The sequence below is a fragment of the Massilia niabensis genome (assembly GCF_042655085.1).
Lineage (GTDB): Bacteria > Pseudomonadota > Gammaproteobacteria > Burkholderiales > Burkholderiaceae_D > Telluria > Telluria niabensis.
Map to the genome: position 1 here is coordinate 164272 of NZ_JBHSMU010000004.1, position 17796 is coordinate 182067.

12 protein-coding genes and 4 tRNA genes are annotated in these 17796 nt (G+C 65.1%); 12 read left to right on the forward strand and 4 right to left on the reverse strand.

Annotated elements, in window-relative coordinates; genetic code table 11:
• Positions 1–80: 80 nt before the first annotated feature.
• Entirely contained in the window at positions 81–461 is a 381-nt protein-coding gene (locus tag ACFPN5_RS03365) for a hypothetical protein (protein WP_379780105.1), read from the forward strand.
• Positions 462–492: 31 nt separating this feature from the next.
• On the opposite strand, the gene ligD is transcribed toward ACFPN5_RS03365, so the two are convergent.
• On the reverse strand, positions 493–3198 hold the full coding sequence (ligD, locus tag ACFPN5_RS03370) for a DNA ligase D (protein ID WP_379780107.1): 2706 nt from the start codon (positions 3196–3198) through the stop codon (positions 493–495).
• 296 nt (positions 3199–3494) lie between these two features.
• On the opposite strand from ligD, the gene ACFPN5_RS03375 reads away from it, so the two are divergent.
• The 6 genes from ACFPN5_RS03375 to ACFPN5_RS03400 all read left to right on the forward strand — a co-directional run bounded on the left by ACFPN5_RS03375 (position 3495) and on the right by ACFPN5_RS03400 (position 6198).
• Positions 3495–4442 carry a D-2-hydroxyacid dehydrogenase gene (locus ACFPN5_RS03375; RefSeq protein ID WP_379780109.1) on the forward strand — a complete coding sequence of 316 codons (948 nt, stop codon included), beginning with the start codon at positions 3495–3497 and terminating at the stop codon, positions 4440–4442.
• Between the two features lie 69 nt (positions 4443–4511).
• Positions 4512–4588: transfer RNA gene (locus tag ACFPN5_RS03380), tRNA-Arg, on the forward strand.
• Positions 4589–4711: 123 nt separating this feature from the next.
• Positions 4712–4788: transfer RNA gene (locus ACFPN5_RS03385), tRNA-Arg, on the forward strand.
• Positions 4789–4923: 135 nt separating this feature from the next.
• Positions 4924–5000 (forward strand) — tRNA-Arg (locus ACFPN5_RS03390).
• A gap of 148 nt (positions 5001–5148) precedes the next feature.
• Positions 5149–5225 (forward strand) — tRNA-Arg (locus tag ACFPN5_RS03395).
• 430 nt (positions 5226–5655) lie between these two features.
• Complete coding sequence (locus ACFPN5_RS03400) at positions 5656–6198, forward strand: FxDxF family PEP-CTERM protein (protein ID WP_379780110.1); 543 nt, start codon at positions 5656–5658, stop codon at positions 6196–6198.
• Between the two features lie 85 nt (positions 6199–6283).
• Here the strand turns inward: ACFPN5_RS03400 and ACFPN5_RS03405 are convergent, their stop codons facing one another.
• Positions 6284–8176: a sensor histidine kinase, YfiR-like protein-associated gene (locus ACFPN5_RS03405; protein ID WP_379780112.1), complete on the reverse strand. Its 1893-nt coding sequence runs from the start codon at positions 8174–8176 to the stop codon at positions 6284–6286.
• Positions 8176–8808, reverse strand: coding sequence for a TOL_0243 family YfiR-like periplasmic protein (locus ACFPN5_RS03410; protein ID WP_379780114.1), 633 nt, complete (start codon positions 8806–8808; stop codon positions 8176–8178). Before ACFPN5_RS03410 ends, ACFPN5_RS03405 begins: the two co-directional genes overlap by 1 nt.
• A 559-nt stretch (positions 8809–9367) precedes the next feature.
• Here ACFPN5_RS03410 and ACFPN5_RS03415 point away from each other — a divergent pair.
• The 4 genes from ACFPN5_RS03415 (at position 9368) to ACFPN5_RS03430 (ending at position 15296) form a co-directional block, all read left to right on the forward strand.
• Positions 9368–9988, forward strand: coding sequence for a 2-hydroxychromene-2-carboxylate isomerase (locus ACFPN5_RS03415; RefSeq protein WP_379780116.1), 621 nt, complete (start codon positions 9368–9370; stop codon positions 9986–9988).
• A 92-nt stretch (positions 9989–10080) separates the two neighbouring features.
• Positions 10081–10956: a response regulator gene (locus tag ACFPN5_RS03420; protein ID WP_379780118.1), complete on the forward strand. Its 876-nt coding sequence runs from the start codon at positions 10081–10083 to the stop codon at positions 10954–10956.
• Positions 10957–11150: 194 nt separating this feature from the next.
• Complete coding sequence (locus tag ACFPN5_RS03425; protein WP_379780121.1) at positions 11151–14174, forward strand: ATP-binding protein; 3024 nt, start codon at positions 11151–11153, stop codon at positions 14172–14174.
• Positions 14175–14306: 132 nt separating this feature from the next.
• Positions 14307–15296, forward strand: a complete 990-nt coding sequence (locus ACFPN5_RS03430) for a GGDEF domain-containing response regulator (RefSeq protein WP_379780123.1) — start codon at positions 14307–14309, stop codon at positions 15294–15296.
• A 102-nt stretch (positions 15297–15398) separates the two neighbouring features.
• Here the strand turns inward: ACFPN5_RS03430 and ACFPN5_RS03435 are convergent, their stop codons facing one another.
• On the reverse strand, positions 15399–15848 hold the full coding sequence (locus tag ACFPN5_RS03435; RefSeq protein WP_379780125.1) for a hypothetical protein: 450 nt from the start codon (positions 15846–15848) through the stop codon (positions 15399–15401).
• Positions 15849–16114: 266 nt separating this feature from the next.
• Between ACFPN5_RS03435 and ACFPN5_RS03440 the strand changes: the two genes are divergently transcribed.
• Positions 16115–17740: a response regulator gene (locus ACFPN5_RS03440; RefSeq protein WP_379780127.1), complete on the forward strand. Its 1626-nt coding sequence runs from the start codon at positions 16115–16117 to the stop codon at positions 17738–17740.
• Positions 17741–17796: the final 56 nt, after the last annotated feature.

Genomic DNA, 17796 nt, shown 5'->3' on the forward strand with positions numbered 1-17796 from the left:
CGGCGGCAGTTCTTGCCGCGTAAGCCAAGGCGAGCCATGCTACGCAGACTAGCTTCTAGATTCCGGAAGAAAGGATAGTCATGTTTCAGCCACCGGAAGGGATCCGCATCCTCTCAAGTCGCGATTCCTGGCCGGGCGTCCGATATGACTTCATCGTCAATAACGCCGATCTACAGCACGTGTCGGAGTCGCTAATCGGATTGCTCGACAAAGGGATTGCACTTTTTGTGAACGATCATCGACGAAATGATTCCGAAGGCGGGTTAATCCTGGAAAAAACCAGCGGACAGCTCCGGCGCATGACAGGAGGACACGGATACAGCTCGGATTGGAGTACCGTCAGTGAAGCTGCCGCCATTGCAGAAGTGGCCGCGACGCTCGCTGCAACAATACGCGGCGCCAACCTGGGAGGTGGTCACTTCACAACCTCCTATCGGCCGAAGCCGCAAAATCACGGATAGGTCCTCCCTGCAGGGCTGGCGCTCCGTCGCCTTACCCCTTGTAGCCTAGCTGCTTCATCGCCGCCGTCAGGGTCTTGGCCGCCTTGGCATACCCCGCCCACGGATCGTTGCCGACGTCCAGCCGGGTAGCGATGTTCTGGACGTTCCACTGGTCGCTCGAGGTCATGCCGGGCAGTTCGTCCCAAGTGATCGGCACCGAGACGCCCAGGCCCGGCCGCGCCCGCACCGACCAAGCGCAGACGGTGGTCGCGCCCTGGCCGTTGCGCAGGTAGTCCACAAAAATCTTGCCGACGCGGTTCTTCGCGCCGCTCTTGAAGGCGATGCGGTCCGGCAGCGTGGTGGCCAGGTGCTTCACGATGGCCTGCGAGAAGCCCTTCACCGTGTCCCAATCCTTGCCGCCCTTGATCGGCACCACCACGTGCAGGCCCTTGCCGCCGCTCGTCTTGAGGAAGGCCGGCAGGCCGAGTTCGGTCAGGAAGGCGCGCATGACCTGGGCCGCTTCCTGCATCGCCGGCCATTCCACGCCCTCGCCCGGGTCGAGGTCGAACACCATGCGGTCCGGCTTGTCGTAGGACTTCGCGACCGCGTTCTGGGTATGGAGCTCGATCACGTTCCACTGTGCCGAGGACAGGATGCCGGCGATGTTGCCGACTTCGAGCATCGGCGGATGGTCCGGGTCGAGCTTTGTATCCATCTGCTTCATGCCGGGCAGCTTCTTGATGTCGGCGTGCTTCTGGAACACCAGGTCGCCTTTCAGCCCGGCCGGGGCGCGTACCAGCGACACCGGGCGCCCCTTCAGGTGCTCCATCATCAGGTCGCCGACCTGCGCATAAAAGCGCACCAGGTCCATTTTCGTGGCGCCGCTCGACGGGTCGACGACCCGGTCGCCGTTCGTGATCTTGAGCGTTGCCGGCAGTTCAGGCAGCTCGGCCGCGGGCGCGGCCGGCTGCCCCGCTGGCGCCTGCCCCGCGGTCCCTGCCTTGGCTGTCGATTTTTTGGGAGCGGCCTTCTTCCCGGCCTTCGGCGCGCTTTGTGCGTCTGCTTGCATGTCGATGTCCTCCACGGGTTGCGCTATTTCGCGCGTGATGCCTTGCGCCGGCTTGTCGCTGCGCAGGCCCTGGAATACCGGATGGCGCACCGCCCCGGCACTCGTCCATTCCGAAAAACTCACCTCGGCGATCAGCTCGGGCTTCACCCAGTGGTGCTTGCGCCCGGGGACCGAGCGCGGCGGGAACGGGCTGGTGTCGGTATCGAGCGCCTTCAACTTGGCCGTGATGTCGCGCAGGCTCTCGGCATTGAAGCCGCTGCCCACATTGCCGGCGTAACGCAGCACGCCCTCCTTGTCATAGGTGCCCAGCAGCAGCGAGCCGACGCCCTTGCGCGAACCCTTGGGGTCGGTGTAGCCGGCGATGACGAATTCCTGGCGCTGGCCGCATTTCAGCTTGATCCATTCGGGCGAGCGGCGCGACACGTAACGCGAGTCGCGCCGCTTGCCGATCACGCCTTCCAGCCCGATCTTGCAGGCGGCCGCGACCAGCCCTTCCGGATCGGTGCCGAACTCGCTCGAGAAGCGCACCTTTTCCGAGGGCTGCGCCCCGTTCAAGGCCGCTTCGAGCAGCGCGCGCCGCTCGACCAGCGCCACGTTGCGCAGGTCGTAGCCGCCCAGGTAAGGGGCGTCGAAGATGAAGTACATGATGCTCGCGCCCCCTGTACCGTCGAAAGCGAGCTGCAGCATGCCGAAATTCGGCCGGCCGTTGGCATCGTGGACGACGATTTCGCCGTCATACCAGCCGTCCGGCAGCCCCATGCGCTCGAGCTCCTGCTGGAGCGGGCGCAGCTTGTCGGTCCAGTCGTTGTTGTTGCGGGTGATCAGGCGCACGGCACCGTTCTCGATGCGGGTGAGCATGCGGTAGCCGTCGAACTTGACCTCGAACACCCATTCCTCGGGATTCGGCGGCGGGCCGTCGACGAGGGTCGCCAGCTCGGGGGCGAATTCCTCGGGCGGCGACGCCTCGACCGCGCCTTCGGGCAGGCCGCCGGTTGTCTCGGCCGCGCGCGCCTTCTTCGCTCCCTCCACGGCGGCGGCATCCGCCTTGGCCCTGGTGATGCGGGTTTTGGCCTTCGCCGGGGGCTTCGAATGCGCCTCGGCCTTGACCTTGGCCGGCACCTTCTCGCTCGTACCCGGCATCGGCAAGGCCTTCACGCTGTCGGGCAGCTCGTCGACTACGGAAAATTCCTCGGCCGGACGGGCGTAGTCGTCCTTTTCCTTGATGAGCAGCCACGGCTCCTGCTTCTCGTCGCCGCGCCCCTTCATCCGTACCAGCACCCAATTGCCGTGCATCTTGTGCCCATGCAGGCGGAATTTCAGGTTGCCCTTGCGGTAGCCCTCTTCCGGATCACCCACGGGCTCCCAGGTTCCCTTGTCCCAGATGATGACCTTGCCGGCGCCATACTGCTTCTCGGGGATGGTACCTTCGAAATCGGAGTACGAGATTGGGTGGTCCTCGACATGCACGGCCATGCGCTTGTCGTGGGTGTCGTAGCTGGGGCCTTTCGGGACGGCCCAGCTTTTCATGGTGCCGTCGAGTTCGAGCCGGAAGTCGTAATGCAGGCGGCTCGCCCAGTGCTTCTGGATCACGAAGGTGAGCGCGTCTTCGGCGGGCTGGCCGCCTTCCGCGGGCTCGGAGGTAATCGAAAAATCGCGCTTGGATTTATAAACTTCGAGTGCGTCGGGCATGGCGGGCTCCTGCGTATTTCCGATGGGACCAGTCTAGGCCGCGCAAGCCAGCGCGACTGTACGGCAGCTAACGGTGCTGTCGCCTGCGTCGATCCCTGCGATTGTAACGGGATGTAAATACCGTCAACGACGGGAAACGGGGTCGCGTTATCCCCGTGCAGCACAAACCTATAAAGCATCGCATAACACCACGACGCTCAAGCCCCGCCATATCCTGAAAGACAGGGTCCGCCCTGTCTTTTTTTCGCCCCAAGGCACATGCTCTACAATGTGCCCTCCACTTTCCGGAGCGCGCCATGCAAAGAATCGTCTTCCTCGACCGCGACAGCCTGATCGCCACGGTGCGCCGTCCAGCGTTTGCCCACGAGTGGATCGACCATCCTGCCACCGCGCCCGACCAGGTGGTCGAGCGCCTGCGCGGCGCCACGATTGCGATTACCAACAAGGTGCCGCTGCGGGCGCAGGCGCTGGCCCAGCTGCCGGAGCTGCGCATGGTGGCCGTGGCGGCGACCGGCACGGACAACGTCGACCTGGCGGCCTGCCGCGAACGCGGCATCGTAGTCAGCAACATCCGCAACTACTCGCACGTATCCGTGCCCGAGCACTGCTTCACCCTGATCCTGGCGCTGCGGCGCAACCTGCGTGCCTACGTCACCGACGTCGAAGCGGGCCGCTGGGAGCATTCGACCCGCTTCTGCCTGCTCGACCACCCGATCGGCGACCTGGCCGGCAGCCGGCTCGGCATCGTCGGCCTCGGCGCGCTCGGGCGGCGCGTGGCCCAGATCGGCCGCGCCTTCGGGATGGAAGTGTGCACGACCTCGCGCTCACCGGTCACGGAGCCGGGCGTGACCCAGCTGGAACTCGACGAACTGCTGGCCACCAGCGACGTGATCAGCCTGCACCTGCCCCTGAACGAGCAGACCCGCCACATGATCGGAGCGCGCGAACTGGGCCTGATGAAACCTACCGGTCTGCTCATCAACACCGCACGCGGCGGGCTGGTCGACGAAGCGGCGCTGGCTGAAGCGCTGATGCGGCGCACGATCGGCGGCGCCGGCTTCGACGTATTGAGCAAGGAACCGCCCTCGCAGGACAATCCGTTGCTGGGCCTGCGCCTGCCGAATTTCATCCTCACGCCACACGTGGCCTGGGCCAGCGCCGGCGCGATGCAGACGCTGGCGGACATGCTGGTCGAGAATATCGAGGCCTGGGAAGCGGGACTGCCGATCAACGTGGTCGGATAGGCCCGAGAGTGTTGAAACGAATTAAGCCTTCCGCAAATAACATGGCACTGCTATAATTCGCCTCACGGGGCGGCTGTAGCTCAGCTGGATAGAGTACTTGGCTACGAACCAAGGGGTCGTGGGTTCGATTCCTGCCAGCCGCACCAACCAATACAAAGGGCCAGATCGCAAGATCTGGCCCTTTTCATTTGTAGCCTGCCCTGGCGGGACTGGGAACAGCAGACCCAGCTTCCCAATTCGCCGTTGTGCCGCTATAATGCGTGCCTCGGGCGGCTGTAGCTCAGCTGGATAGAGTACTTGGCTACGAACCAAGGGGTCGTGGGTTCGATTCCTGCCAGCCGCACCATCAGTTTCAAAGAAAATGGCTCAGAAGCGATTCTGGGCCATTTTTCTTTTATCGGCCCTGCTCCGGCCCCCTTCCGGAGTGGTAGCGTAGGTCACTTGGCAATCTGCCCATGCTCGGCTATAATGCGTGCCTCGGGCGGCTGTAGCTCAGCTGGATAGAGTACTTGGCTACGAACCAAGGGGTCGTGGGTTCGATTCCTGCCAGCCGCACCATCAGTTTCAAAGAAATGGCTCAGAAGCGATTCTGGGCCATTTTCTTTTTTCGCTCGCGCTTCTCTCTTCCCTGCTGGCACCGATCCTGCCAGGATGGCAATTGAAGGCTTCCCAATTCGCGGCCGGCTCGCTATAATGCGTGCTTCGGGCGGCTGTAGCTCAGCTGGATAGAGTACTTGGCTACGAACCAAGGGGTCGTGGGTTCGATTCCTGCCAGCCGCACCATCAGTTTCAAAAAAATGGCTCAGAAGCGATTCTGGGCCATTTTTCTTTTTTGCCGATCCATTCTTCCAAGCCTGCAAGGCTTGCCCCCCTCCTTCCCTGCGCATGCTCCAACACAGGCCAGTCTTAAATGGGGCTTAGCCCGCGGCTGGCTCGGCAGAGGACTCCTACTTCTCTTCACGTAGGAAGGCGCCGACATTAGCAAGGCAATACCCAGCAGTTTGCCACTCAACAATTGCTTTTCCTACGCTCTCCTATGAAGCGTCGGCGGTTTGGCCACCCTTTCTGTATTTTTGCAGGTAGGAATCGAGTGTGGCCTTGCGATCACACCTCTTGCATAACACGCACGCTCGCCCTCCCCTTTGCTAGCATGAAGTCCCCGATTGCCATAACCCGGCCGCAGGACGCGGCTGATTTCTTGCGAGAGGTAGCTATGAAAAAATCGTTAATCGCTGCAATGGTGTTGGCAAGTGCGAGCTTCGGATCCTCGGCGCTGGCGCAAACCGACGTCAGCAGCCCGCCACAGGCACTCAACCTCGTCGACAATACGGCATTCTTCGGAGACAGCTTTACTGACGACAACAGTGGCAACACCTTCGCCGACCGCTTCACGTTTACGGTCGGCGGCACCGTGCCGCTGAACCTGGATGCGATCGTGGCCTCGGTCAGCCGCAGTGCAGACGTCGGGCTCGACATCACCGGCATCTCGCTGTTCGACGATGCCAATGCCCTGGTCGCCTCGGGCACGTCGATTCGCACCGGCGCCACCGATGTATGGAGCATCCGGGGCAACGCGCTCGATGCGGGTTCCTATTACCTGCGGGTGAACGGCAACATCGTTTCCGACGATGGCGCCTCGTTCGGGGGTGCGGTGATGCTCATGCCGGTGCCGGAACCGGAAGCCTACGGCATGATGCTGGGCGGCTTGGGCATACTGGGCTTCCTGGCGCGCCGCCGCAAGGCCAAGCGCGACTGAAAGGAGAAGGTGCAACGCAAGCGCGCAAGCGCTTGAAGGCGGACGACGGGGACGCCCAGGCGCCTCCGTCGTCCATTCATGCAGCTTACGTGCGCAGTTTCTTGATGATGCTGCGGTTGCCCAGGATTTCCTCGATCTGCTCGAAGCGCACGGGCTTGACCATGTGGTGGTCGAAACCGGCCTCGAAGGCGAGCTGGCGGTCCTTTTCCTGGCCCCAGCCGGTCACGGCGATCAGGGTCGTCATCGCTCCGCACGAGAGTCTGCGGATGCCGCGCGCCAGGTCGTAGCCGGACATTTGCGGCAGGCCGATGTCGAGGAAGGCGTAGTCCGGGCAGAAGCGCGCGGCGGCGGCCAGCGCGTCCTTGCCGTTGTGGGTGATGACCACGCTGTGCCCCATGGCGGTCAGCAAGGCGCCGATGCTGTTGACGAAGTCGACGTTGTCGTCGGCCAGCAGGATGCGGTAGGTTTCGGTGCTGATGAACGCGGCCGGCGTCGGCTTGGCCGGCATTTCCGGCTCGACCACGATCGGCAGGCGCACCGTGAAGCGGCTGCCGCGCCCCAGGCCTTCGCTGTGAGCGGCGATCGTGCCGCCGTGCAGCTCGACGAGTTTGCGCGCCAGCGACAGGCCCACGCCCAGTCCGGCATTCGTGCGCTCCAGTGTCGAATCGACCTGGACGAACATGTCGAATACCGAGTCCAGCATCTCGGGCGCCAGGCCGATGCCGGTGTCGGCCACTTCCAGCACCAGGGTCTTGTCTTCCACGCGGCCAGACAGGGTCACGCGCCCGCCGCGGTTGGTGTACTTGGCGGCGTTGTTGAGCAGGTTCGACAGGATCTGCGCCAGGCGCGTCGCGTCGCCGTGCAGGAACACGGGACGGTCCGGCAGGTCGAGCGCCAGCTCGTGGCCATGCAGCTCGATATACGAACGCACCACCTCGAGCGCATCGTTGACGACCGCCTTCAGTTCCACCCGGCCCATCTTGATGGCGAACTTGCCGGTGTTGATGCGCGAGACATCCAGTAAATCGTCGACCAGGCGCACCATCTGGCGCAGCTGGCGTTCCATGATGTCGGTGGCGCGCTGGGTGGCCTGGGCGTCGCCGCTACGGATGCGCAGGATGTCGAGGCCGGTGCGGATCGGCGCCAGCGGATTACGCAGTTCGTGGGCCAGGGTGGCGAGGAACTCATCCTTGCGGCGGTCGGCCACGATCAGCGCATCCTCCGCCTTCTGGCGCACGTCCATCTCGTGCTCGAGCGTGCGGTTGGCCGCCTGCAGCGCCTCGGCCCGGCGCCCGATCTCGGCCAGCATGTCATTGAAGGCTTCGACCAGCACGCCAATTTCGCCACTGTTATTGCCCGGCACGCGCAGCGTGAAGTCGCGCCGCTGCATCACCTGGCGCGCCACGTTCGTGACTGCTTCCAGCGGACGCGTGATCGCCGCCTGCAGGCGCGATGCGACCAGCGCCGCAATGACGAGCGCGCCCAGCATCACGCCGCCCAGGATCAGGCCATAGTTGAGCAGCCGGTCGAGCAGGCCGTAGCGCGAGCGCAGGTACACGGTACCGATGTGCTCGCCGTTCTCGACGATCTTGTGCCAGACCTCGAGCTCGCCGCGCGCGATGCGGTACCCCGGCGCCTGCGGCCCCGGGGGCAGCCGTCCTTCGGTCCCGCTCCTGGCATAGGTGGCGAAAGGCACGCCGGCGCTGCTGTACACGGCGCCGGCCAGGATCTGCGGGCGCGCGCGCAACACTGCCAGCTGCTGCTGGGCAGTATCGACGTCGTTGAACGACAGGGCCGGCGCGGTGACGCTGGCCATGATGTCGGCCTGGGTAGTAAGGTCGTCGACCCAGTAGCGCTGGAAGGTGCGCAGGTCGAGCAGCAGCATGGCGATCGAGGCCGACAGCAGCGCCGCCAGCGTGGTGAACACCGCCATCTTGATCAGTTTGCTACGGACGGAGCCGGCGTCGCGGGCACTCATCAGCTTGTTCCTTTTACTACCCGGTTGGCGACCGTCAGCAGCCGCGAACTGAGTTTTACGTTGTTCTTTTCCGCCGAGTCGAGCGAGACGTCGAAACGCACGCGGTCCTCGATGATCCTGAAATTGATGACGCTGCCGTAATGCAGGCCGAGCTCGCACTCGGTCACCGTCATCAGGGCCGTCGGCGCGCCGCGCAGGATGCGTGCGGCGCGGGCATTGTCGGTGCCGGCCACGAACAGCAGGTGCACGGGTGCGCCGGGCTCGCCTTCGCGCAGGCTGCGCACCTGGATCGGGCGCCCGAGCGCCTGGCGGCCGGCCACGACCCGCGCCAGCTCCGCCGCCATCTCGTCGGAACCGACCACGCCGATCGTTACCGGGGCGGCGCTGTCGCCGAAGGCGCTGGCCGGAAACTCGGCATACGCGAGGAATTTATAGAGGAAAGCGGCCTTGACCCGGCGCTCCAGCGCCTGGGTGCTGCCGGCCTGGGCGAGCGCGGGAACCGGCAGCACCGCGCTGGACGCGAGCAGCGCGAGGGGCGCTGCAGCGCTTGCCAGCGCCCAGCCGGCAAGGCGACCCTGGAAGGGCCGGCGGGCAAACCGGGTCAGCAATCGGGAAAAGCAGTGTCGAATCATTGGCCGGGGTTAAATTGGGATGTCGCACCGTCAGTGCGCGCTCGAACGCCAGGCGCACACCCGGTTCGCCCGACTCGAGATATTCGTCGCCTGGCGCTCATGGTTTCAATTCGGCAGCCGGCCCGTTCCGGCATCGGCCGCGCGGGCGCAGGCGAGCGCTGGAGCATGATAGCCCGGCAGGGTCGATTGTGACAGCTTTGCATGCGCAAAAGAAAACCATTGGCAGGGCAAGCATGTTCTCACAACGAAGTAAGCGCCGGGGCATGACATGATATGTTTGCCATAGTAAAACATTTTCGTGCGCTCACCAAGCAAGTGCGCCTCTGCGTGCGCCCTTGCAACAGCTATTCGCCAAACGCATGACTGTCATTCCTAATAAAAATTGGCACCTTTTATTTCCATGGAGCATAATTCTTCCTGTCTCCTCTATTGTCCTCCTCGGAATATAGATTCAGCCCGCTCTTCGTGAGCGGGCTTTTTTTTTGCAATTCGCCACGCGCAGCGCCGCCCTTGTTACCATGCTGCCAACCGCGCCTTCCGGCGCTCGACTGGAGACTGCATGCACCCACCCGGCACCGCGGACCGGCCCACCATCGAATTCTGGTTCGAGTTCGGCAGCACTTACAGCTACCTGACGGCGATGCGCATCGAAGACTGTGCGCGCGCCGCCGGCGTTACAGTGGTCTGGCGCCCTTTCCTGCTCGGCCCCATCTTCCGCAGCTTCGGCTGGGACAGTTCTCCTTTTGTGCTGCAGGGGGCAAAGGGACGGTATATGTGGCGCGACATGGAACGCGAGGCGGCCCGGCTCGGCCTGGCATTCCAGCGCCCCTCGGCCTTCCCCCGGATCGCCTTGCTGCCGATGCGGGTTGCCACTCTCGGGGCCGCCGAGCCGTGGATCGGGGAATTCTGCCGCCGCGTCATGCGCCAGAACTGGGTGGAGGACCGCGAGATCGATAACGACGGGGCGGTACGGGACGCGCTCGACGGCCTGGTGCCGGATGCCGGCCAGGTCATTGCCGCCGCGCTGAACCCTGCCAACAAACTGCGCCTGCGCGCCAATACCGAGGAAGCGCAGGCGCGCGGACTCTTCGGTGCGCCCAGCTTTTTTGTCGGCGACGAACTGTTTTGGGGTAACGACCGGCTCTCTGCCGCCATCGCGTTCGCCCTTGGGCGCTCCTGACGCCGCAATGGCCGCGCTCCAGCGCGCCGCCAGCGGTCCGCCATTTAGTGTACGATTCGGCCATATTTTTGAATATACAACAGGCCGTTTTCATGCTCCCTTCCAGCAAGTCCGCACTGACCACTTCCACCTACGACTGGAGCACCAGTGCACTGGGCGATCCCGCTGGCTGGCCGCAGCCGCTGCGCCTGGCGGCCGACCTGATGTTCAACATGCCCCTGCCGATGCTGTTGCAGTGGGGCCCGGCCCGGCCAGGCGGACAGCCGGGCGTGCAGCCGGGGGAGCAGCGCGGCGCGCAGGCCGTCGTACTCTGCAATGAGGCCTATGGCCAGCTGGCCGGCCCCGGCTTTGCCCGCGTGCCCGGCGGCAGCGCTCCGGCGGTGCTGCCGCCGCCCATCGCGGCGGCCGGGGAAGCGGTCGCACGGGCGTGGCGCGGCGAGGCGGCCTGCGTTCCCGCGGCCGCCGTGCACTTCGGCGGCGGCAGCCAGGAGCGTTACGACCTGCACCTGACCCCGATCCCGTTCGAAGGCGCGGTCGGCGGCGTGCTGTACGCACTGGCGCCGGCCAGCGCCAGCGCCCCCCAGGACACTTTTGAGCCGGGCACGCTCAGCATCCTCGTCGTCGAAGACAATCTCGACTCCCAGTACCTGGTCTGCGAAATGCTCAAGGCCTTCGGTTACGAGGCCGACGGCGTGGCCCACCCGGAAGATGCGCTGGCACACCTGGCGGCCAACCGTTACCACATCCTGTTCACCGATGTCAGCCTGCCGGGCATGTCGGGGGTCGACCTGGCGCGCCAGGCGATCTCGACCTACCCGCACCTGAAGGTGATCTTCGCGTCGGGTTACGGCGACACGCTGCTGCGCCACCTCGACTTCCCTTACCAGTCGCTGCAAAAGCCGTATGAACTCGACCAGCTGCAACACGCACTGGGCCAGGCCGCGGACCAGTTGCGGGTGCAGGCCTGAGTGCGGCCCGTGTCCCTGCGCGTGCGTGTGTGCGACCAGGCGGATGGGCTGGGCTATCATGGCTCCAGACTTCCCGGCCCGGCCCCACGTGCCGCCCCTCCGACCATGATGGTTACCAGAACCATGTGCAACCTGTTTAGTTCGCTTTCGTGCGCCGCGCCTTCCTGCGCTGCGCCTTCATCGAGGGGGGTGCCGTGAGCCACGAGCAAGACGACCTCGAGCTGATGCGTTCGGCCGCGCTGCGCAATGCCAGCAACGTGATGGCGGCCCGCCAGCGCGCCGAGGCCGAGCTGGAAGCGGCCAAGGAGGCGCTGCGCCGGGCCCATGAGCGCATGGAAAACATGCTCGAGAGCCTGACCGAGGCCTTCTGCGCGGTCGACTTCGAGTGGCGCATCACCTATGTCAACAGCCGCGCGCTCGAGCTGCTCGCGCCGCTGGGCAAGACGCGCGAAGGACTGCTCGGCCAGAACCTGTGGGAAGAGTTCGAGGAACTCGACGGCAGCAACCTGGCCGTCGAACTGCGCCGCGCGATGGCCTCGCGCCAGACCGGCAGCCGCGAATTCTTCTATCCGCGCCTGGCCAGCTGGATCGAGGCGCGCATGTATCCGTCTCCCGACGGACTGACCCTGTATATCCACGACATCACGCAGCGCCGCATCGACCAGCAGGCGCTGATCGACGGTAACAACCGGCTGCAGGTGGCACTGGCCGCCGGGCGCCTCGGCGACTGGTCCTGGGATGCAGCCAGTGACCGCGTCAACCTGGGTGAGCGCGCCGCCGCCATCCTCGGACTGGAAGCGGAAACGCCGCATGCCTGGGCCGTGCTGCGCGCCCGCCTGGAAGAATCGGACCGGGAAGCTGTGCGCCGCGCGGTGCTGCACGCCTTTGCCACCCAGACCGACCTGGCCATCGAATGCCGGCTGCTGCCCGACGGCGGCCAGGCGCGCTGGATCGCCCTCGTGGGGCGCCCCGATTACGCCAACCCGGCCGAGCGCGACAGCGTCGTCGGCATGACAGGCGTCGTCCAGGACGTTTCGAACCGCAAGAATGTCGAGGACAGCCTGCGCCAGAGCGAGGAAACCCTGCGCGCGCTGGCCAACACCATCCCGCAGCTGGCCTGGATGGCCAGGGCCGACGGCGCCATCGTCTGGTTCAACGAGCGCTGGTACGACTACACCGGCACCACGCCTGACTCCGCCGCCGGCTGGGGCTGGCAAAGCACGGTCGAGCCCGACGCGCTGCCCGCCATGCTCGAGCATTGGGGCAACTCGATCCGCACGGGCGAACCGTTCGAGATGGAATACCCGATCCGCGGCGTGGACGGCCAGTACCGCTGGTTCCTGACCCGCGTCAACGCCGTGCGCGACCGCCACGGCGTCGTGGTGCGCTGGTTCGGCACGAATACCGACGTCGACCAGGTCAAGCGCGCCGAACAGGCGCTGCGCGAAGAATCGAAGGTACTAGAACTGCTCAACAGCACCGGCAGCGCGCTCGCCTCCACGCGCGACCTGCGCTCGCTGCTGCAGGTTGCCACCGACGCGGCCAGCGGCATCGCCGGCGCGCGCTTCGGCGCCTTCTTCTACCACGGCAAGGAAAGCGACGGGCCGAAGTTCTCGCTGTATACCCTCTCGGGCGGCACCGCCAACGAATTCCAGAGCTTCGGCGAACCGCAAGCCACCGCCCTGTTCGGGGCCAGTTTCCGAGGCGCCGGCCTGGTGCGGTCACACGACCTGCTGGACGATCCGCGCTATGGGCAGTCGCCGACGCGGTTCAGTATGCTGTCGGGCCAGCCGACGGTGCGCAGCTACCTGTCGGTGCCGGTCACGGCCGGTACCGGCGAAGTACTGGGCACCATGTTCTTCGGCCACCCGGAGCCGGGCGTGTTCACCGAACGGACCGAGCGCATCGTGCGCGGCATCGCCGCCCAGGCTGCGGTGGCGCTCGACAACACGCGCCTGTACGAAGCGGCCCAGCAGGCGGCCGAAGAGCGCAAGGTGCTGCTCGAGAGCGAGCGCGAGGCGCGCGCCGAGGCAGAGCGCTCGAGCCAGATGAAGGACGAATTCCTGGCCACCCTGTCGCACGAACTGCGCACGCCGCTCTCCGCCATCCTCGGCTGGGCCCAGGTGCTGCGCCGCGGCGGCAAGGATGAGGCCGACCTGCAGCGCGGCCTGCAGACGATCGAGCGCAATGCGCGCGCCCAGGCCCAGCTGATCGAAGACCTGCTCGACATGAGCCGCATCACCTCGGGCAAGGTCTTGCTCGACATGCAGACCCTGAGCCCGCAGGGCTTCGTCGACGCCGCCATCGATACGGTGCGCCCGGCGGCCGACGCCAAGAACATCCGCATCGAGAAACGCTACGACCCGGCCCCCGGCATGATCGCCGGCGACCCGGCGCGCCTGCAGCAGGTGGTGTGGAACCTGCTCTCGAACGCGATCAAGTTCACCCCGCGCGGCGGCCAGGTCACGGTGGAAGTGGGCGCGGGCCAGGGCTCGGTCGCCGTCACCGTACGCGACACGGGCGCCGGCATCGGCCCGGAATTCATCACGCACGTGTTCGAGCGCTTCCGCCAGGCCGACGCCTCGATGACGCGCCGCCACGGCGGCCTGGGCCTGGGGCTGGCGATCGTCAAGCACCTGGTCGAGCAGCATGGCGGCACGGTGCGCGCCGACAGCCCCGGCGAAGGGCTGGGTTCGAGCTTCACGATCGAGCTGCCGCTGGCCAAGGAAATGCCGAAGTCCACGGCGCGCAGCCGCATGATCCTGAGCTCGCCGCCACCGGCGGCGCCCGAACTCACGCTGCGCGACCTGACCGGCGTGTCGGTGCTGGTGGTCGACGACGACCGCGATGCGCGCGAACTGATCCTGCGCATCCTCACCGACTGCCACGCGCGGGTGCGCATCGCCGCCAGCGCGCGCGAAGCCTTCGCGGCCCTGCAGGCCGACTTGCCGGACCTCCTGATCAGCGACCTCGGCATGCCCGAGGTGGACGGCTTCGAATTGCTGTCCTGGGTGCGCGCCCTGCCTCGCGACCGCGGCGGCCTGCTGCCCGCCGTGGCCCTGACCGCCTTTGCCCGTTCCGAGGACCGGCTGCGTGCCCTTGAGGCGGGCTTCAGCTCCCACATTTCCAAGCCGGTCGAGCCGAGCGAACTGATCGCTGCGGTAGGCTCGCTGGTCCTTTCCCCTGCTGGCGGCTCAACTGGTCGCAAGCGATTGTGATCTTCCTACTATCGGACGCGGCGCTGTCCTACAAGAAATTTTTGGGCCTTTGCTAGACTACGTGAAGTGGGAAAGTTGGATTGCTTGAATGTAATTTGTTTCCATCCAGTACCTATTTCGACGAGAAGAAGCATGCCGAGCAGACAAGAAATTTTGAACGCAAAAATCCTGGTTGTGGACGATTCGCCAGACAATATCGAATTGATGGAAGAGATATTGCGCGAAGAAGGCTACGCCAACGTCAGCTCGACCATGGAGCCGGAGCAGGTCTGCCCGCTGCATCGCGAGCACAACTACGACCTGATCCTGCTCGATCTGCAAATGCCGGGCTTGAATGGCTTCCAGGTCATGAAGAGCCTGAAGGAAATCGAAAAAGGCGGTTACCTGCCCGTGCTGGCGCTGACCGCCCAGCCCAGTTTCAAGATCGCGGCGCTCGAAGCCGGTGCGCGCGACTTCATCAGCAAGCCGTTCGACTTATTGGAGGTCCACAAGCGCATCCATAACATGCTGGAAGTGCGCCTGCTCTATAAAGAACTCGCGCAGTACAGCCGCGCACAGCAGGAACTGGCCCTGCACGACGCCCTCACCGGCCTGCCGAACCGGCGCCTGCTGGAAGACCGCATCGAAACGGCCCTGCAGCACGCCAACCGCAGCCACGCCAAGGCGGCGATCATGTATCTCGACCTCGACGGTTTCAAGGCGATCAACGACACCTATGGCCACGCCTACGGCGACGAGATCCTGAAGATGGTGTCGCAGCGCCTGCTGGCCTCGTCGAGGAAAGAAGATACGGTGGCGCGCCTGGGCGGCGACGAATTCATGGTCGTGCTGGGCGACATCCACAGCCTGGCCGACGCCCAGGGGCCGGCCGCAAAACTGGTCGAAGCGCTGTCCGAGCCCTTCTTCATCAACGACCTGACCCTGCGCCTGTCGACCTCGATCGGCATCAGCATTTATCCGGACGACGCCGAATCGGTCGACGCCCTGATCAGCATTGCCGACTACGCGCTCTACGAAGCCAAGCGCGCGGGCAAGAACCGCTTCTGCTCGACCGCGGGCTCGCTCGCCGTGGCGGTCAAGCCGGTACCGAAGCAGGCGGCGGAGCTGGCGCCGCACCGCTAGTCAAGTCAGCAAAGACAACGGCCCCATGGCTCGCATTCGATGCGAGCCATGGGGCCGTTCTGTTTTACCCGCAAAGCGGCCGAGGCCGCCCTGCCATCAGACTCACGCCGTCCCGATATCCTTCGGCTCGGTTTCCCTGGTGCCGACATTCGTCTGGCCGCAGGCTTCCTGGTTGTGGGCCGCAATGGCGCCCGCACTCTGGTGGTCGCGGCTGGCGTCGACCTTGTCCGGCGCCACTTCGATGCGGGTGATGCCGGAATCGACCGAAATCGGGTCGCTTGCCGGGAAGGTCATCTCCACCGCTTCATCGAGCAGCGTCTCCTTCGGGCCCGTGCTTGGCGAATGCTCGACGCTGGCCATCATCTCGATCGCCACCGCATGGGTGATGAACTTGAGCTGGGAAAGCTGGCGAATGGTGGTCACGCCAAACCCTTCCTGCAACGCCTTCGCCTCTTTCTCGCCGATGCCTTTCAGGGCGGTCAGCGGACTGTCCACCAGCTCGCGCAGCGACTTCCCGTGGAACTGTTCATTCACAATTTCATTGATATTCATTTTTTATCCTCTTAAGTGAGCGGCCTGTCCTCCATTACTGACACGATGGAACCGGACACAGTTCCACTATCGCATAGGACGTTTTGCACGTATGTGCGCTGTCGAACACGTAAACAACACCCCGTACGTTTGCCCGGAGGCATCGCAAATTGCCGTGGTATCATTTGTGGCGCCAAAGTACGTCTTTACTTTGGAAAACAAGGGCCTCTCTGCTATCCTTTTGATCCGGCAGAATTGCAGCCCATCCCGACGAACGCAGGAACGACGTGTCCACTACCGACAAACCTAAGATTCTGGTCGTCAATGACGATGCCGCCAGCCTACTGGCCCTCTCCAGCCTGCTCGACCAATGGGCGGCAGAGACCGGCTACGAAGTGCTGGCCGCGCGCTCGGGCCAGGAAGCGCTGCGCCAGGTCCTGCTGCACGATTTCGCAGTCATCATCCTTGACGTCAACATGCCCGGCATGGACGGCTTCGAGACGGCCGAGGCAATCCACCAGCGCGCCCGCTCCGCCGACATCCCGATCATCTTCGTCACGGCCTTCCTGGCCGACGAGATCGACCGCCTGAAGGCTTACCAGCGCGGCGCCGCCGACTTCCTGTTCACCCCGGTCATCCCGCAGATCCTGCACGCCAAGGTGTCCGTGTTCGTGGCCCTGGCCAACAAGAACGAGCAACTGCGCCGCCAGGCCGACAAGCTGTCGCAGCGCACGCTGGAACTGACGGCGACCAACGAGCGCCTGATGAGCGAGATCGAGGAGCGCCTGGCCGCCGAGCGCAAGAGCCACGCGAAGGACGAATTCCTGGCGATGCTGGGCCACGAGCTGCGCAATCCGCTGTCGGCCATTTCCAGCGCCGCCGCGCTGATCGACATGCCGGGTGCGCCTGCCGAGATGGGCTCCAGGGCCCGCCAGATCATCCAGCGCCAAAGCCAGCACCTGTCGCGCATCGTCGACGACTTGCTCGACCTGTCGCGCGCGATGTCGGGCAAGATTCTGCTGGGGCGTAAACCGGTCGACCTGGCCAGCCTGGTCGGCGCCTGCCTCGACACCTTCCGCGCCACCGGCCGCACCGGCGGCTACCGTATCAATGTGGACCTCGAGCAGAACTGGGTCGATGGCGACCCGACGCGCCTGGAACAGGTCGCGACCAACCTGATCGACAATGCGCTGAAATACACACCGGCAGGTGGCACGATCGACATCACGATCGCGGCCGAGGGCGACGACGTGCTGCTCAGCGTGCGCGACACCGGCGTGGGCATTGCCCCCGACCTGTTGCCGCATGTGTTCGACGTATTCGTGCAGGGCACGATCAGCCTCGACCGCGCGCAGGGCGGACTGGGCATCGGCCTGTCGCTGGTGCGCCGTCTGGTGGAACTGCATGGCGGCAGCGTCAAGGCCACCAGCGGCGGCGCCAGCGACGGCAGCGCCTTCACCATCCGCCTGCCGCGCGCACAAGCGCCCCAAGTGGCGGCGCCGGGCCTCCAGGCGCCGGAAGAATCGAATGCAAGGCCAGCCGTGCTGCTGATCGAGGACAACGAGGATGGACGCGAAATGATGGCAACCATGCTCGAGGTCTACGGCTACCCGGTGCTGCAGTCGGGCGACGGCCTGGACGGCGTCGCGCTGGCCACGGCCCACCTGCCGAACGTGGCGCTGGTCGACATCGGCCTGCCCGGCATCGACGGCTATGAAGTGGCGCGCCGCCTGCGGGCGAATGCCGCCACCAGCGCGATGCGCCTCATCGCGCTGACCGGTTACGGCCTGGCCGAAGACCAGCGCCGCGTGCTGGAAGCCGGCTTCGACATGCACCTGGTGAAGCCGGTGGACATTACCCAATTATTGGGCGCGCTGGGCGAGCCGGCGGCCCTGCCAACCGCCGCAGGCTGAACGGCAGCGCCGAATAAAAAGGCCGCACCGGCCAATTGCACGGTGCGGCCTTTCTG

Bases quoted from the DNA above. Each gene is read 5' to 3' on its own strand.
- ligD (WP_379780107.1), bottom strand. From the start codon at position 3,198: ATGCCCGACGCACTCGAAGTTTATAAATCCAAGCGCGATTTTTCGATT.
- ACFPN5_RS03430 (WP_379780123.1), top strand. From the start codon at position 14,307: ATGCCGAGCAGACAAGAAATTTTGAACGCAAAAATCCTGGTTGTGGAC.
- ACFPN5_RS03405 (WP_379780112.1), bottom strand. From the start codon at position 8,176: ATGAGTGCCCGCGACGCCGGCTCCGTCCGTAGCAAACTGATCAAGATG.
- ACFPN5_RS03415 (WP_379780116.1), top strand. From the start codon at position 9,368: ATGCACCCACCCGGCACCGCGGACCGGCCCACCATCGAATTCTGGTTC.
- ACFPN5_RS03420 (WP_379780118.1), top strand. From the start codon at position 10,081: ATGCTCCCTTCCAGCAAGTCCGCACTGACCACTTCCACCTACGACTGG.
- ACFPN5_RS03435 (WP_379780125.1), bottom strand. From the start codon at position 15,848: ATGAATATCAATGAAATTGTGAATGAACAGTTCCACGGGAAGTCGCTG.
- ACFPN5_RS03365 (WP_379780105.1), top strand. From the start codon at position 81: ATGTTTCAGCCACCGGAAGGGATCCGCATCCTCTCAAGTCGCGATTCC.
- ACFPN5_RS03400 (WP_379780110.1), top strand. From the start codon at position 5,656: ATGAAAAAATCGTTAATCGCTGCAATGGTGTTGGCAAGTGCGAGCTTC.
- ACFPN5_RS03410 (WP_379780114.1), bottom strand. From the start codon at position 8,808: ATGATTCGACACTGCTTTTCCCGATTGCTGACCCGGTTTGCCCGCCGG.
- ACFPN5_RS03375 (WP_379780109.1), top strand. From the start codon at position 3,495: ATGCAAAGAATCGTCTTCCTCGACCGCGACAGCCTGATCGCCACGGTG.